This window comes from Vibrio sp. YT-19(2023) (genome assembly GCF_033337395.1).
Window position 1 is genome coordinate 1 of record NZ_JAWOQN010001251.1, and the last position, 501, is coordinate 501.

Annotated in this window: 1 protein-coding gene and 1 pseudogene; both read right to left on the reverse strand. The window is 41.7% G+C overall.

Annotated features, from left to right (window positions below; genetic code table 11):
* A partial coding sequence (locus R7E78_RS31100; RefSeq protein WP_318059271.1) for a DUF3833 family protein occupies positions 1 to 240 on the reverse strand: 240 nt, incomplete at its 3' end.
* A gap of 44 nt (positions 241 to 284) precedes the next feature.
* Positions 285 to 501: pseudogene (locus tag R7E78_RS31105) on the reverse strand (hypothetical protein); the annotation flags it as partial.

Below are 501 nucleotides of genomic sequence, written 5' to 3' on the forward strand. Positions count from 1 at the left end.
AATAGTCCAAACACGCTGGTCGATTTCACCATCGTCAAAAACTAAGTCCTCAACAAGAACCAATTCATCACCCGTTATCGTACCGACAATATCAACCTCAAAGCGGCGTGTTTGTTTCTCGGAATAATCTTGCACCATTCCCCATGCCTTCACATTGCCATCAAAATATTCAAATAAATTAAATGGCGGCGTAGATGCTTGGTAATTGTCTATATCCGCCGAGCAAGCAGTCAACGTCATAGCAACGCACACAGCAAAGTATCGCAATAATGTTTTAAAGATGTTCACGGTCTGACTTGTCCTATAAGTTGTTTACGCAGCTTTGGAAATTCCGTTTTTGGTGACAACCAAATGGACAGGAATGCATCATTCATACGTTCGTCCGTTATTTCGCCAACCATTTTTTGCGTTTTAGTTCCTGCTTGGCGATAGATGATCTGTCCCTTATCTCCATCAGTGACGTAGGTAAGTTCATCGCCATTTTTGATACTTGGGAAGATA